Annotated in this window: 14 protein-coding genes and 1 pseudogene; 12 read left to right on the top strand and 3 right to left on the bottom strand. The window is 32.4% G+C overall.

Going from position 1 to position 13,416, the window contains the following annotated elements:
- Window positions 1-72: 72 nt before the first annotated feature.
- On the bottom strand, window positions 73-267 hold the full coding sequence (locus tag ACH0CI_RS11310) for a hypothetical protein (RefSeq protein ID WP_013056341.1): 195 nt from the start codon (window positions 265-267) through the stop codon (window positions 73-75).
- A 234-nt stretch (window positions 268-501) separates the two neighbouring features.
- Here ACH0CI_RS11310 and ACH0CI_RS11305 point away from each other — a divergent pair, with 234 nt between their 5' ends.
- From ACH0CI_RS11305 to ACH0CI_RS11260, 10 genes and pseudogenes are all read left to right on the top strand, one after another.
- Window positions 502-966 (top strand): hypothetical protein, encoded by a 465-nt coding sequence (locus ACH0CI_RS11305; RefSeq protein WP_033578541.1) that lies wholly within the window; start codon window positions 502-504, stop codon window positions 964-966.
- A 45-nt stretch (window positions 967-1,011) separates the two neighbouring features.
- Entirely contained in the window at window positions 1,012-1,371 is a 360-nt protein-coding gene (locus tag ACH0CI_RS11300) for a hypothetical protein (protein ID WP_335708462.1), read from the top strand.
- Window positions 1,340-1,562, top strand: a pseudogene (locus ACH0CI_RS11295) (DUF6980 family protein). The gene ACH0CI_RS11300 and the pseudogene ACH0CI_RS11295 overlap by 32 nt, the downstream one beginning before the upstream one ends.
- Window positions 1,563-2,191: 629 nt before the next feature.
- On the top strand, window positions 2,192-2,716 hold the full coding sequence (locus tag ACH0CI_RS11290) for a hypothetical protein (protein ID WP_406901447.1): 525 nt from the start codon (window positions 2,192-2,194) through the stop codon (window positions 2,714-2,716).
- A gap of 82 nt (window positions 2,717-2,798) precedes the next feature.
- Window positions 2,799-3,098, top strand: a complete 300-nt coding sequence (locus ACH0CI_RS11285) for a hypothetical protein (RefSeq protein ID WP_406901446.1) — start codon at window positions 2,799-2,801, stop codon at window positions 3,096-3,098.
- A 717-nt stretch (window positions 3,099-3,815) separates the two neighbouring features.
- Entirely contained in the window at window positions 3,816-4,031 is a 216-nt protein-coding gene (locus ACH0CI_RS11280) for a DUF6366 family protein (protein WP_099000008.1), read from the top strand.
- A 392-nt stretch (window positions 4,032-4,423) separates the two neighbouring features.
- Window positions 4,424-5,095 carry an HAD family hydrolase gene (locus ACH0CI_RS11275; RefSeq protein ID WP_406901444.1) on the top strand — a complete coding sequence of 224 codons (672 nt, stop codon included), beginning with the start codon at window positions 4,424-4,426 and terminating at the stop codon, window positions 5,093-5,095.
- A 780-nt stretch (window positions 5,096-5,875) separates the two neighbouring features.
- Window positions 5,876-8,389: a PEP/pyruvate-binding domain-containing protein gene (locus ACH0CI_RS11270; RefSeq protein ID WP_406901443.1), complete on the top strand. Its 2,514-nt coding sequence runs from the start codon at window positions 5,876-5,878 to the stop codon at window positions 8,387-8,389.
- A gap of 101 nt (window positions 8,390-8,490) precedes the next feature.
- The gene (locus ACH0CI_RS11265; RefSeq protein WP_223546497.1) at window positions 8,491-9,066 is read left to right on the top strand and encodes a TetR/AcrR family transcriptional regulator; all 576 of its coding nucleotides are present in this window, start codon (window positions 8,491-8,493) and stop codon (window positions 9,064-9,066) included.
- 16 nt (window positions 9,067-9,082) lie between these two features.
- Entirely contained in the window at window positions 9,083-10,429 is a 1,347-nt protein-coding gene (locus ACH0CI_RS11260; protein ID WP_406901442.1) for an MFS transporter, read from the top strand.
- 596 nt (window positions 10,430-11,025) lie between these two features.
- On the opposite strand, the gene ACH0CI_RS11255 is transcribed toward ACH0CI_RS11260, so the two are convergent.
- Entirely contained in the window at window positions 11,026-11,307 is a 282-nt protein-coding gene (locus ACH0CI_RS11255; RefSeq protein ID WP_155008570.1) for a YesK family protein, read from the bottom strand.
- 133 nt (window positions 11,308-11,440) lie between these two features.
- On the opposite strand from ACH0CI_RS11255, the gene ACH0CI_RS11250 reads away from it, so the two are divergent.
- Window positions 11,441-11,878: an NUDIX hydrolase gene (locus tag ACH0CI_RS11250; RefSeq protein WP_406901441.1), complete on the top strand. Its 438-nt coding sequence runs from the start codon at window positions 11,441-11,443 to the stop codon at window positions 11,876-11,878.
- A 164-nt stretch (window positions 11,879-12,042) separates the two neighbouring features.
- Entirely contained in the window at window positions 12,043-12,426 is a 384-nt protein-coding gene (locus ACH0CI_RS11245) for a DUF1232 domain-containing protein (RefSeq protein ID WP_176344304.1), read from the top strand.
- Between the two features lie 348 nt (window positions 12,427-12,774).
- Here ACH0CI_RS11245 and ACH0CI_RS11240 read toward each other — a convergent pair whose 3' ends face one another.
- Entirely contained in the window at window positions 12,775-13,272 is a 498-nt protein-coding gene (locus ACH0CI_RS11240) for a DUF2062 domain-containing protein (protein ID WP_028413888.1), read from the bottom strand.
- Window positions 13,273-13,416 lie beyond the last annotated feature (144 nt).

Below are 13,416 nucleotides of genomic sequence, written 5' to 3'. Positions count from 1 at the left end.
CCATTTCTTTAGGGTGAAATAAAATGAGAATTAAGGAAAACAAAAAGGGCGGCTATCTAAATAGCTGCCCTTTTATTTATTAGAAGATTTATTCCTGAAAATGTATGTAGTAATTCCTGTCACAATGATAACAGCCACAATACAAATGATCAGACGAACAATCTGTGTCACAAAAATATTATCTGCAATACTCATGTGTTTCGTTAGAATTAACGTTCCATAAGCAGCTAAAACAGATAAAAACATATTGACGATTCGTTGAGCCATGTTGTCGTTACTCCTTTCGTTCCACTACTTTACACTTTAACATATGTATTCACTGTAAAAAATATCGAATTACAAGTATGTCAGAAAATCAGCACTCTCGTAAAAGATTCCACACGTAAGGAAGTAGCTGATATCATATTAGTTATGACGACTAAACGCAGTTCAGAGAAGGAAATGAGCTTTCTTTAGTCGAATTTAACATGCTTATATCTTTTTTAGATAGGTGGGAAAAGCTTGTTTGATAAATTGAAAAAGCTATTTATGGATAAACAGGGTCAGGAAGCAGATGACAAATACATTTTAGTCCCTGAGAGTGAAATAAATGAGAATTTAAAAAGAGAGATAGTGAAGTTGGAAGAAGTAGGAGAGGCATACAGCGAAAGTCTTCAGCACAAATATAGAAATAAATTTGAACATGATGGTAAGCAGAACTTAAAAATATGGGTGTGTCGAGATATTGATGGCGACCAACTACCAAATCTAAGTTCGGAGCAGTGTCTAGAAAAAGAATATCGTTCCCAAGTTGCGATAAACTTTGATGGATTTACAGATGAAGAAGATGCATACGTTCATTACCTTCAATTATGGTATTACTTTGGTGGGTATTTTAAAGGGACAGGTGCTTTGTATGATTTGTCAAAAAATCATTTAGAAACAGATATTGAAGAAAAGTTAGAAGAATTACTGAAACAGCTATAACCTTTTAGCATAGAGATTATGTGTTAGCACACAGGGGGAAGGAAGATGAGGGGTCGTCCAGAGTTAGAAATAGAAAGGGAAAAAGTTTATAAAACGAAAAAAAATCCTAGCGGAACATTTATAGCGCGAATTATTCAAGTGCCTAAGGAAGAAAATATGTTAGATTTCATGTTGGAAATCAAACACTTAAGGAAAACGGAACTTACTTATAAAAATCTATTAGTAACGACTGAAAACTGGTATGATTCTTTTCGTCTTGCTAGAGGAGATCTGAAATGGGTATCTTTGCATACAGTAGCTGTGTGGGACTGGTTGGGACATAAATTAGTTGAGGTAGCAGCCCCAACCGGTAAGGAAAATTATCGTATTTCAGATGACCACTGTTCAGCTTACCGAGAAAAGTAATAATGACGATATAGTAAGGAGCAAACGAATGAAAAAGCATTGCTGCGATTATATGAATTATCATGTGAACTTTACGTGTGATATTCATAGTGATCCATTTGAGTGTCCAGGAATACGGTTTAATTATCCATGATGGTGGTTCATCCATCATTGGAATTTCATTTTGCCTATGGTGTGGTAAGAAGCTTTAACTTAAGTATGAAGGGGGATTCTCTTCACTCTCGGAATGGGGGATTATACTTGATCTTACGTTATCTAGCTATGTTATCAGGATTGGGAATAGCTTTATTAAACCTTTTTGACCCTTTACATCAAGGGATTACGCGCTGGTTAATGGTTATCTGTGGCTTGTTGATTTTTATTAGCCATTTAAAATTCATCGTAGATAAGAAATCGAAAACAACGGATAATCAAAAGAAGACCTACTGATAAGATTTTTTTTTGATTTAGTCCTGTTGATAAACGGAGTTATGTAAACGAAAAACTTACTGAATATGTAGGAGAGAAATAAAAAAGAAAAATATATGTTATAATAATCATAAATATCCAAATAAAGGAACTTTGTGTTGTTATGAATCGTAAATTTAATTCTCTATTTATCATCTATCCTATCGTTTTCTTTGTAGTGCGTACTGTTTTTTCTTTTGTGAAAAATAGCGCTGCGGAATCTGTTTATGAGACGTTAGCTATACTTGCCATGTATTATTTTGCAGTTAGTGTTTTCTATTCGATTGACTTGTATAGGCAAAAGAAAAATAGTTAATAGATTAAAAAATGCTGAGAGTCAGAGTAAAAACAAACGATATAAAGGAGTCTAACAGTGCGCATTAAGAATTATTTTTTGTTCGTCTTTCCACTCATTTTACTATTAGTAGCTAGCTGTGATCCATCTTCTACACCTAAAGAAAAATACTATTCAAGCACCAAAAGCACAAACCTTGAATCAGAAAACGTTCAATTAGTATCAATAGGCAGTTCTAAATATGACGTAGCAAGTTGTTTGAAGAAGAAACCAAAATTTATAGAGATTACTGAGCAGCCTCCGTATACTACCTACATTTACGGAAAAAGTACAGAAAAGTATGATGTTGAATTTAAAATTGTAGATAATCAAGTCAGCAGATATGACTTGATTAGTAACAAGTATGCTACAGAGAAAGGAATACATACTGGTGACAGCAAACAAAGTGTCGTTAGGGCATATGGTAAAAATTATTACGAAAGAGAAGATACCGGAGCAACAATAATAGGGTATTTTGATAAAACTCATAAACTCAACATTGAGTTTTCTTTAGATGATAATAGTAAAATTGGAGGAATTTTGTTTCAAAAAATAAATAATTAAGATGAGTAATAATCATTTATTTGCAAAATGAAATATATTGACTAGTAAATTTCAAATAATAGTAATAGAGGAGAATATACTGATGCTTGGGGAACCATTTACACTATTAAGGCCAATTTATTACCTAATCGTGGTTTTTTCAGTAGGCAATTTTTTGTATATAACTTTCTTGAGAAATAAAGTTAAAGCAAATAGTTACGTCCTCGTAAATTCTTTTTTCTTTCTAATAATTGCAGCGGCCTTATTGTTTCAAGAAGGAATCATTGTAGATGAATTTAATCGTTCAGGTGATTCTGTAACCTTTTATTTAACGATGTTATTGGGCTTTTTGTTTATAGCTAGTTTCATTTTTCAAAGAAAGAAAATGAGAGATAAAAATTGAAGTAAATAAATATAATCATGTTTGCTGTAACTTTCAATATTTGCTCTTTTATGTAAATTGAGTGTTAGGGCGACCAATCTACAACAAATAAAGGGAAAGGATTTTTCTATTGAGCAACTTTATTAAAGTAGTACCGTCAACTTTTATACTTTTCTACATAGTATTCTTCTTTTTAAATATTTCGTATCGTTACGGTGTTTCTTATTTATATAGCTTTTTTCTTTTTTTGTTTTTGTCGTTAATATCTGTAGTTTTATGTTTAGTAATATGGTTTAAGAATAAGGAACGTCTTTTTCTATTTTTAACCGTCGTTTCAATCCTCCAACTTATGTTTACTGTTTTTATTTATCTTTTACCAGAAGCAGGAACCAAACCATTGATCTATGAAAAAGCAATTATAAAAGAAGAGGTTTTAAATAAATAAGCTTACAAAAAAAAACTTCAAGAATGTGTATCTAGTATAAGGCTATTAAAGAGATCCCCTTAAATAAAGAGGATCTCTTTGATGTAGGTGTTTGTAATAGTAATTATATTAACTAGAGCTGTATACTTTTTCATTAAAAAGCGTTGTTTCATACTTATTAAAAAAAGAAATGTGTACAGTTAGTTGAGGAAAAGAGATCTGTCACTATAGGTTTCTTTCTTTGTTTCTAAAAAACCATTAATTTATATTTTAACCATAATATGTTATAATGTTTTAAAAATGGTGGTGTGACAATGAGCGAAGATAAAGAAACACCTGAAAGAAGAAGAGAGAGATTAAAACACGAAGAGGTAAAAAGAAATCCAGCTGGGAATATGAACGATGCATTTAATAGAAATGAAGCTGGAAACTTATCTGGTTTAGCAGGCAGCTTAGGATGGAAGGGTCTTGGTGTACTTATTACTGTAATGATTATAGGTTTTATCGTTGCGTCACTATTTTTAAAATAATATCAGGTTTATAAATTAAGAGTACTGGAGGCGCTTTTTTGAAAAACTATACAGTGTTTATTGGTAGTTTTATATTGTTGCTATTTGCTTTTCAAATTGTTTCTGGTCTATTTCTTACACTTACATATGTACCTGAGACTTCACAGCACTTGAGTAGCTCAACGGTCAGTATTTTTTCTGTTAATTATCCATTTTTAAGTTCGATTATAGCGGCCACTTTTTCATTTATTATTTCAAACAAAGTATGTAAAGTTAAGAAGAGTACCTATAAATAAGTAGGTGCTCTTTTTGTGCTGAGAACAGTGATTACTATTTTTAATAAATTACATCTTCCTTTTTATGGTATTGTATATAGATACGTATTAAATACTGTTGAAAGAGGGAGATACTTAATGTTGCAATCACTAATCTTTGATATGGATGGAACGCTGTTTCAAACAGATAAAATTTTAGAATTATCACTTGATGATACCTTTAACCATTTGCGTACACTTAACCAGTGGGATACTAGTACTCCTATTGATAAGTATCGTGAAATCATGGGTGTACCGTTACCCAAAGTATGGGAAGCTTTATTACCTACTCATTCAGATGAAATAAGAAAGTATACGGATGGCTATTTTTTGAAAAGCTTAGTTGAGAATATAAAAAAAGGGAAAGGCGCTTTATACCCCAATGTAAAAGAGGTTTTTAGCTATTTAAAAGAAAATAATTGCTCCATTTACATAGCAAGTAACGGTTTGAAGGAATATTTAGAAGCGATTGTAGACCATTACGATTTGGATAAGTGGGTAACAGAAACATTTAGTATTCAACAAATCCAAACGCTCGATAAAGGAGATTTAGTCAAAACGATTATAAAGAAATACGATGTAAAGCACGCAGCAGTAGTGGGAGACCGTCTATCGGATATCAATGCTGCAAAGGATAATGGTTTAATGGCAGTGGGGTGCAATTTTGATTTTGCTCAAGCAGCTGAGCTTGCGCAGGCCGATGTGGTAATAGATGATTTAATGGAGTTAAAAAGGATTGTATCTAACATAAATAGTAGCTTGTCAGTCTAATAGACTGATCCTCGTACATAACCATTATAGATGGTTAATGTCTCAATTTTATTAAGAAAATAAATTTTTTATATGCATGTAAGAGGATAGGTCTTTAAAGGGCTATCCTTTTCGTTTACCTTACAGTATTGGAATCCACTTGATTTTTTAAATCTTCACTGCAGTTTCTGCTCCGTCAATGAACTCACACATATATAGACTTAAATCTACTGAAGTTGAAACATAAGTAATGAGCGGTTCCCCTGTAATTTAAAATGTTTACATAATCTTTTCTTGTCATTAATAAATGGTTTACAATACTGAGCTATGCTTAGGTTAAGATTTCCAAAATAGTTTTATAAGAAGGGAGAGTTTGGATTATGACTTCACATATGATTCGTAAATCTGATAGCGCTCACTTATATATTAGAGAATACAAAATTAAGTTGACACTCAGCCAGTGGAAGCTTGTAAGCACTCAGAGATAATGGTTAACCCAACTGTAAAAGAGGAAAACCTCCATCTTAATTTAGATGGGGTTTTTTGCATTTCTTTTAGTAACTTTTTAATTGGTTAACTATTTAGACTTTATAATAAAAAAGACTAATAAAAGTTAAAAAATGTAATAAAAAAGAGGAATATTATTTAAGTGAAATTAAAATAAAGCACAACTAAATATGCATTTTTAAAATATTTTACCATTTTTTATTGACCATAAAAATTTAAAAGAATTAAAATAAATATAAAGTAAGTGATTACTTACATTTTTAAAATTAGTTTGTGGGAGGATGAATATTTTTAATGTATAGCTTAAGTTTTCAAAAGGTGGACGAGGCGAATGAACGAGTTGGAGCAAAAGCTTTAAACCTTATAAAAATGAAAAGAAAAAATTTACCGATTCCAGATGGGTTTGTTATTCAAACGGAAGCTTTAAAGCGATATATCGAATGGAACGGGATTGATCGTCAAACGGATAATATACACGAGAGAATTTTACACGGGGAAATTCCTATTGAAATTGAATCAGATCTCATAGAGACATTTCGAAACCTAAAGTGCTCTTATACATCGGTAGCTGTTCGTTCATCATCTAGTGCTGAAGATTTAGAAGGTGCATCTTTTGCTGGCCAGTATGAAACCTATCTTAATGTGAAAAGCACCGAGGATTTTTTGAGTAAAGTGAAAGCGTGCTGGGCCTCATTTTTTACTGAAAGAGTCGAACAATATACTCAAAATATGTATGCTAATTTTGACGAAGTTTCAATGGCAGTTGTTGTTCAAGGGTTAATTGAGTCCGAAGTATCGGGAGTGATATTCAGTCAAAATCCTGTCACTCATAATACAAAAGAAATGATGATTAATGCCAGCTATGGACTAGGAGAAGCAATCGTATCGGGCTTAGTAACACCTGATGTTTACCTAGTTAATAAACAAACTTTTAAAATAGAGAAAGAAAAGGGGCTAAAAGAAGTAAAAATAATTCCACTTGCTGAAGGCGTTGAAGAAATCGAAACAACGGAAGATGAGCAGCAAAGGTTTTGTTTAACAGACGAGAAAATCATTGAATTGGCCGAAATAACAAAAGAAGTAGAAGCTCTTTACCAACATCCCGTAGACATAGAGTTTGGGGTTCAAGACAATCAAGTATATCTATTGCAGGCAAGAGCTATTACCACATTAACAGAGGCCAAAGAATTAACTCCTTTCCAAAAAGATATATCTTTAAGTTTCGACGATATGGAAGAGTTTTGGATTTTAAATGACACAAGTTTTTCTCATGCTGTTAGTCCTTTGTACGCTTCATTTATTATTCCGGCATTTTCTGAAGGAACAGCTGCTAGTTTTAAAAAATTAAAGTTTATGTTTAATAGACTTAATTTAAAACTTTATAAAGGTCATATCTATACAAAAATGGAGCCTTTTAAAGGAGATTCTAGTAAAAGATTCCAAGAAAATAAAGAATTGATGGAAAGTATTTATCCAATCCTAACAAAACGAATGAATCAAATGATTACGGAACAATTCTTGCCTTACTATAACAAATTAAATAGTTTTACCTATGAAAATCTAACCCTTCAGAGAGGAAAAGAGATTCTTCAAAGTTTAGCTGATTTTTATAAAATGGCATATGATCTGCACTTTGATATTGTTATGCCTCAAATGTCTTTAAATACTATAGTTGAAGAGTACTATAAAAACCTTACAAATAAAAAATCCGGACACGATGTTTATGAGCTATTGACGGGGAAAATGAACAAATCGTTGGAAACGGATCAACAGCTTTCTAGACTTGCTTTAACAGTGAAAAGAGATAGTGAACTTACTGAAATCTTTCAAGAAGAATGCACAGAAACTTTATTAAAGAAATTAGAGGGAAATAAAGCAGCAAAAAGCTTTATGGCTGAAGTAGATACTTTTCTAAAACAGTATGGATATCGAAACGTTGTAAGTCACGATTTTGTAGGAGAAACTTGGCTAGAGAATCCTCTTCACGCATTATCAATTATTCAAGGATATGTTAATGACAATTACAACTTTGATGAGAATTTCAAACAGACGGTCAAGAAACGTGAACAGAACTATAATGAATTTCTGGAACAGATAGCGGATAGCAAACACAAAGAAGAGTTTAAAAAATACTATCAGTGGGCATTAGATGCATCCGTTATAAGAGATGACCATCATTTTTATATCGATGCAATGCTGGATGCAAAAGCACGTTTGTTCCTACTTAAGCTAGGTAATTTACTAGTACATCATCATGTTTTTCTAGTGGAAGAAGATGTTTTCTTCTTATATCTTGATGAGCTAGAGTCTCTTTTAGAAAATCCAGCAGACATGACAAAATTAATCGAGAAACGTAAAAAAGAACACGCAGAACATGAGCAAACGTCTAATTTACCTAGATACTTCGGCGTCCCTGAAGCAGCTCATCTGAAAGAAGCTGAGAAATATATGGGAGCTATTGAGGAAGATGACGCGAACAGCGAACATTCTATCAAAGGATTAGCCTCTTCTTCAGGAATCTATACCGGAAAAGTAAAAGTTATTTCAAACACAAAGGAATTTTACAAGTTAGAAAAAGGGGACGTTTTAGTATGTAAGACCACTACTCCACTTTGGACTACTTTATTTCAAACTGCGGGGGCTGTTATCACCGACGCTGGAGGTATTCTTTCTCACTCGGCAATAATTGCACGTGAATATGAAATTCCTGCAGTAGTTGGTACGAAAATAAGTACGGATAAGCTAAAAGATGGCAATATGGTTATGGTCGATGGTACGAATGGAATTGTGACGCTTTTAAATGAATAAATAATTCTCTTTGCTTCCATTTGACAACAGCTCTTTTTCCTTTATATACTGCCTAATGGAAAGTAAATACTTACATTCAGGAAGCATAAAGGATGATCAATATGAAAAAAGATGAAACAAAAAAGAAGATCACAAAAGCTACAATAGAGCTGCTTAAAGAAAAAGGCTATAAAGGTACTACCACTAGAGAAATTGCAGAACAAGCTGGCGTCAATGAATTGACGGTCTTTCGCCACTTTGGCAATAAAGAAGGCATTATTCAAGCTATTGTCAAAACAACAAGCTTTTCACTTGAGATTTTTGATAAATCAATTGAATGGGAGCTTGAAAAAGATTTGACGAATTTCGGTTACCTGTTACTAAAAGACTTTGATAATAACCGAGACATGATTTCAATTGCTTTAAAAGACCCTTTAATTTTCTCACAAGCGCACGAGGAAATTATCAAAAAAATTAATGATACGAAAAAAATATTAAAAGAATATTTTGAAGAAATGCAAAGGAAAGGATCTATCAAAGAATTAGATTGCTGCACACAAGCAGAGATTTTCCTAAGTACGTATTGGGGATATTTTATGTATAAACTAAATTTTGGAGACAAAGCCTTACATGCGGATTATCAAGATATGATAAAAAACAGTATAAACACGTTTATAAAGGGAATTTCTCTCCACTAAAAGGAGGCATTAATGTTTGGGTAAACATAAAGAGCTTATCTTGATTATTTCATTGCTAATCGGGACATTTCTTGTACCAATTAATTCAACCATGATTGCCGTTGCTCTATCAACTATATCAGCTCATTTTAATGAACCACTTGCAAATATTTCGTGGGTAGTAACTATTTATTTGATTGTAATGGCTGTTACTCAGCCTATCGCTGGAAAGCTAGGAGATTTGTACGGAAACAGAAATATCTATTTATGTGGCGTAGTGTTCTTTCTTATAGCATCTTTAGGATGTATATTTTCAACTAATCTCATTTCCCTTATTATTTTTCGATCACTGCAGGCAGTAGGAGGAGCTTTACTCACCCCTAACACGATAGCCATCATTAGATATGTGGTGCCAAAAGAGCGGCTTCCTAAAATTTTAGGTGTATTTGGAATGGGAATGGGATTGGGTGCTGCAATTGGACCATTGCTAGGGTCTGTATTGCTTGAAAACTTCAACTTGGAAGCTATATTCTGGGTGAATGTGCCTTTTCTTTTCTTAGCTTTAATCAGTGGCATAGTTATGATTCCTAAATCTAATGTAAAAAAACAAGCAAGCACTTTAGATATTCAAGGTTCCATCTATTTAGCCATTAGTATTTCCTTATTGATTTTATTAACACACGGTATGGAAATTACTAAGGCTTTAATAATGGGATTAGTATTTGTTTTATCTTCATTCTTGTTTATCAAAAGAGAAAATACGGCAGAAAACCCGATTATCAATTTTTCTTTGTTTAAAAATGCCACCTTTACAAGCGCTAATTTGTCTATTATGCTTAGCAATTTTGTTATGTATGTGATTTTATTAATTATGCCGCTGTTAATGAAGGCTCAATTTCACTTATCTACAGCACAAACGGGTATTGTTTTATCGGTTTTTTCGATTTCAATGTCTTTAAGCGGCTGGATAGGAGGATTGTTAAACAATAAGTTTAGTTCTAAAAAAGTGATTGGATTTTCTTTTGCTATGATCATTTTCTCCAATATTTTTTTTCTATCTTTAGAGAACGTTGGATCTATTCTTTTTCTTATAGTGGCTTTAATTATTGGAGGTTTTTCGACCGGAATAGGTCTAACAAGCATGCAGGTTGCCTCTCTAGACTCGGTAAGCAAAGAGCAGTCTGGTACAGCCTCTGGCATTTATTCAACGTTTCGTTATTTCGGAAGTATTATTTCGTCCACGCTTATTGCTCTTGTTACAAGCTACAACTCCATCTTCATTATTTTAGGGTTATCGGGGGTAGTAGGTATACTAGTAGCTAAAAACATTAAATCTGGTAGCCAAGACATGATAAGCAGCAATAATTCCAGTGCAAAAGCATAGTTGTTTTTTGATAAAGCTTTTGGTTATATATGCGATTTACTAATTAATCTATAAAGATAAGTAATGCTTCTGAAATAGGAGCATTACTTCTTTTTTGACTAAATTTCTATGGATTGCTTTTTTAATGGTAATATTTAGCTGAAGGGATATACAGATAAAAAGTTCAATCACAATGGGAGAAGGGTTAATCTTATTTATCATTACAAGTATATTTATAGTAGCACTAGAGCTAAAAAACGGGGGCGGGGTTTAAAGATAAAACTTTTCATTATGAGAAAGGCGGGGATGAAATGGCAATCGGAATCGCATTAACTGTTTTAGTATTAGGTCTTATGTTTGCGAGTAGACTAAGCCAAGGAAAGTCAGCTAAAAAAAATATATAGTATGGGGAACGACTATTATATTAATAATAACTCCATTCTTTTCCTGTGTTGTTCCTATTCTATTTAGTATTAATCAAGGAGATGGTTTTGCAGAAGTTGGTTTAATGATGCTATCATTGCCGCTTTTCTTTTTAATCGGAATCCTTACTCTTCTGATAGGTATTTTTAAGAAGGACAATATGAATAAAATCTATTTAGAAAGCAAAGAAAGCTCTAAGGTTTATTTATGGGGCTTTCTTTACTTCTTATTATCTCACTTAATAATATGATGATTATAGATATAATGGATCCTATAAAAATAGCAAAATTAACTACTCCAATTCCCATACCAGTTAATCCTCCGTAAAAATAGCTTATAATAACAATACTTAGACTAACTATTCCTGCAATTAAAGGTATTGTATATTTTAAAGAAGATGTTGTTCTGCTCAGTTTGTATGAAAGTAAAAGTAAGCAAGCAACTGTAGTTATAACAATCAAGTACATTATAGGCATTTTTAACCTCCTTGAGCTGTACGGTATAAATATTCCTATAAATTTACACATCGATAAATGTTTTTTTGAATTAAAGAAGTTCGTTAAAAAAAGAGATATTTTCAATTAGTCTTCATTAAAGGAGGAAGGGAATATGAAGGAAAACCCCACTATAACAAAAGTTATGGCTTACATAACTAGATTCAATGATCCCTATACAGAGTTACTAGTTTGCGAACATAGAGATTATCCAGAAGCAGGAGTTCAAGTTCCAGCAGGTACTGTAGAAGAGGGAGAAACAATTGAAGAAGCTTTATATAGGGAGGTCAAAGAAGAATCTGGATTAGTGGAGTTTTTATCCGTCACAAAATTGAAAACATACGTCTATCATCATGAAAGTAAAAGTCAGTATCATGAACGACATGTTTTTCATTTAGAAGTTCAAAAAGAAACGGCAGAACGGTGGGAATATAAGGTGAATTCTGAAGGGGAAGATGCAGGATTAATCTTTTCCTATTATTGGGTTCCTGTTGGAGCTGTTCCAAAGCTAGCTGCAAATCAAGATGACTGCATTAATCAGTTATTCGTATAGCTTTAGATTTACTAATAAGATACTAGGAAAGTTAAAAATAGTGTCGCTAAGCCAAATTCTTGCCGAATTAATGATAAATGTAATGTTTTATTGAGTTGCAAAATAAAAGTATCCATCTCCTGATATACTTATTTAAAAAACCTACTAAAAGGAGAATAGGAAACATGCTTAATCAACTAAAGCTGTGGGCTAAAAAGTTAAAAAAGCAGCTATTTATCTTATACTTAGCTTATAAAGATGAACGAGTATCTTGGTATACCAAAGTATTTACTGCTTGTGTGGTTGCATATGCCTTCAGTCCAATCGATTTAATTCCTGATTTTATACCGGTTTTAGGCTATATTGACGATATAATCATTGTTCCTTTAGGAATTATGCTTGCTTTAAAGATGATACCTAAAAATGTAATAGAGGACTGCACAATAAAAGCAGAAGAGCTCATTCAAAATGAAAAACCTAAAAATTGGGTTGTGGGTTCAATTATTATCATAGTATGGCTACTTATTTTTACGTGGAGCTGTTTTACTGTTTTTAAGTTTTTAAACTGAATGTACTCTTACAAAGAAAAAAATATATTAGGTTTACTATCGATCGTTATGATAAAAAATGGTAAATGATATATACAATTGAAAGGAGTACATTAGAACACATGCAGCAAATTGATATTCAAGAAAAAAATAGACAGAGCTCTCTTTCAATGTATTTCCTCCATATTTATCTTAAAACAGAAACAAAGATTGTACCTTAGCCCATAATTGATAACCATAGGTATCAATTATGGGCTAATTTACCTCTATGCCTTTTGAAAAAATGTTCAGGTTAATGGTTTTTTTATATAAATTATATTAATTTACAATTAGAAATAAAGGTTGAAATCAAGCTAATAATCCATTTGTTTAGTACGGTTTTTTTACTATCCACTTTTTAGAGATGTAGTGTAAGAGAAAGCCTCTGTACTGATTTATAATATAGTAGCTAGCAATATAGAGTATACTTCCAAATAAGAAGCTGTTAAGAATCATGCCTGTTAAAAAATTCTTTCCTACTTTTGCTCCTAGTTCTAGTCGATTATCTAAATCTTCATCTGTATTCTGAAGTAAAGTTTGATCAAGATCGATTGGGAATATATATCCTCCAACTACTGTATTCAAGTAAAACATCAACGGAAAGGCCCACATAAAAAACATTCCACCAATGAGTCCTGCTATGCTGTTTCCTTTACATAATTTAGCTAAACCTACGGATAGTATAAGGCCAAATCCAAAGGTAGGAACAAAGTTCACAACAGAACCTAGACTAAAACCTAGCGCAACTTTATGTGAATGATCTTTTAATCGTAATAGTTTAATAAGTAAGTATTTAAACCGGCGCTTCAAACCCGCTATTTTGCTCACATTATTCCCCCTATCCTTTACCATGCAGCCTCTATTTTTCTTTTTTATGTTCACAATTATAAAAAGGTGCTTTATTGTATGAAAGATTTAGCGGTATATACGTAAAACAGTAAGGTCAAAGAATAGTAACTTTAACCATTATAA

Source organism: Priestia sp. 179-F W1.4 NHS, from assembly GCF_045369295.1.
Lineage (GTDB): Bacteria > Bacillota > Bacilli > Bacillales > Bacillaceae_H > Priestia > Priestia zanthoxyli.
Note: the sequence above shows the minus strand (reverse complement) of the source record. Positions and strands in the feature narration are given on the sequence as shown.

What these genes read in the sequence shown, in the direction of transcription:
- ACH0CI_RS11310 (WP_013056341.1), bottom strand. Translation starts at nt 267, where the DNA reads ATGGCTCAACGAATCGTCAATATGTTTTTATCTGTTTTAGCTGCTTAT.
- ACH0CI_RS11300 (WP_335708462.1), top strand. Translation starts at nt 1,012, where the DNA reads ATGAGGGGTCGTCCAGAGTTAGAAATAGAAAGGGAAAAAGTTTATAAA.
- ACH0CI_RS11285 (WP_406901446.1), top strand. Translation starts at nt 2,799, where the DNA reads ATGCTTGGGGAACCATTTACACTATTAAGGCCAATTTATTACCTAATC.
- ACH0CI_RS11280 (WP_099000008.1), top strand. Translation starts at nt 3,816, where the DNA reads ATGAGCGAAGATAAAGAAACACCTGAAAGAAGAAGAGAGAGATTAAAA.
- ACH0CI_RS11275 (WP_406901444.1), top strand. Translation starts at nt 4,424, where the DNA reads ATGTTGCAATCACTAATCTTTGATATGGATGGAACGCTGTTTCAAACA.
- ACH0CI_RS11270 (WP_406901443.1), top strand. Translation starts at nt 5,876, where the DNA reads ATGTATAGCTTAAGTTTTCAAAAGGTGGACGAGGCGAATGAACGAGTT.
- ACH0CI_RS11265 (WP_223546497.1), top strand. Translation starts at nt 8,491, where the DNA reads ATGAAAAAAGATGAAACAAAAAAGAAGATCACAAAAGCTACAATAGAG.
- ACH0CI_RS11255 (WP_155008570.1), bottom strand. Translation starts at nt 11,307, where the DNA reads ATGCCTATAATGTACTTGATTGTTATAACTACAGTTGCTTGCTTACTT.
- ACH0CI_RS11250 (WP_406901441.1), top strand. Translation starts at nt 11,441, where the DNA reads ATGAAGGAAAACCCCACTATAACAAAAGTTATGGCTTACATAACTAGA.
- ACH0CI_RS11245 (WP_176344304.1), top strand. Translation starts at nt 12,043, where the DNA reads ATGCTTAATCAACTAAAGCTGTGGGCTAAAAAGTTAAAAAAGCAGCTA.